This is a genomic window from Paraburkholderia rhynchosiae, from assembly GCF_002879865.1.
Lineage (GTDB): Bacteria > Pseudomonadota > Gammaproteobacteria > Burkholderiales > Burkholderiaceae > Paraburkholderia > Paraburkholderia rhynchosiae.
In genome coordinates this window covers 1-949 of the sequence record NZ_PNXY01000109.1, presented here as the reverse complement: position 1 = coordinate 949, position 949 = coordinate 1, and the positions used below count along the sequence as shown (strand labels likewise).

General features: G+C 62.8%; 1 protein-coding gene. It reads left to right on the top strand.

Translation table 11 applies throughout. The features are described from left to right. Positions 1–949, top strand: a 949-nt coding sequence (locus C0Z16_RS37005; RefSeq protein ID WP_146014426.1) for an NAD(P)/FAD-dependent oxidoreductase, incomplete at both ends; no start/stop codon positions are given.

The following is a 949-nucleotide window of genomic DNA, read 5'->3' as shown; positions in this document are numbered from 1 at the left end:
TCTTTCTCACCGAAACCGGCTCGAAGAGCGTGCCGAACTGGGCGCTGCCGGATAACTTCAGGAACCACGGCAACTATGTGATCAGCCTCGCAAACGTCACGCGCTGGCTCGGCCAGCAGGCCGAAGCGACGGGCGTCGAGATTTTCCCCGGCTTTCCGGCTGCTGAAATTCTGTACAACGACGATGGCTCGGTCAAAGGCGTCGCAACCGGCAATCTCGGCATCGGCAAGGACGGCGAGCCGACCGGCAACTTCCAGCTTGGCATGGAACTGCATGCGAAGTACACGCTGTTCTGCGAAGGCGCGCGCGGCCATCTCGGCCGTCAGCTGAACGAGACGTTCCGGCTGCGCGAAGGCGCCGATCCGCAGGTCTACGGTATCGGCATCAAGGAACTGTGGGAGATCAACCCGGCAAAGCACAAGCCGGGACTCGTGATGCACACGGCCGGCTGGCCTTTGCAGACGGACACGTACGGCGGCTCGTTCCTGTATCACATGGACAACAACCAGGTGGTGGTCGGCTTTGTGGTGGGTCTCGGCTATACGAACCCGTACCTGTCGCCGTTCGAGGAATTCCAGCGCTACAAGACGCATCCGGCAATCCGCGCGATCCTTGAAGGCGGCAAACGCGTGTCTTACGGCGCGCGGGCGATTACCGCGGGCGGCCTGCTGTCGCTGCCGAAGCTCGTGTTCCCGGGCGGCGCGCTGGTTGGCGACGACGCGGGCTTCCTGAACGCATCGCGGATCAAGGGCTCGCATGCGGCGATCAAGACCGGCATGCTGGCCGCCGACGCCGCTTTTGACGCCGTGCAGGCGGGCCGCACCAGCGACGAACTCACGGCCTATCCCGACGCATTCAAAACCTCCTGGTTGCACACGGAACTCTACAAGGCCCGCAATTTCAAGCAGTGGATGAGCAAGGGTTTGTACCTCGGCACACTGATGGTCGG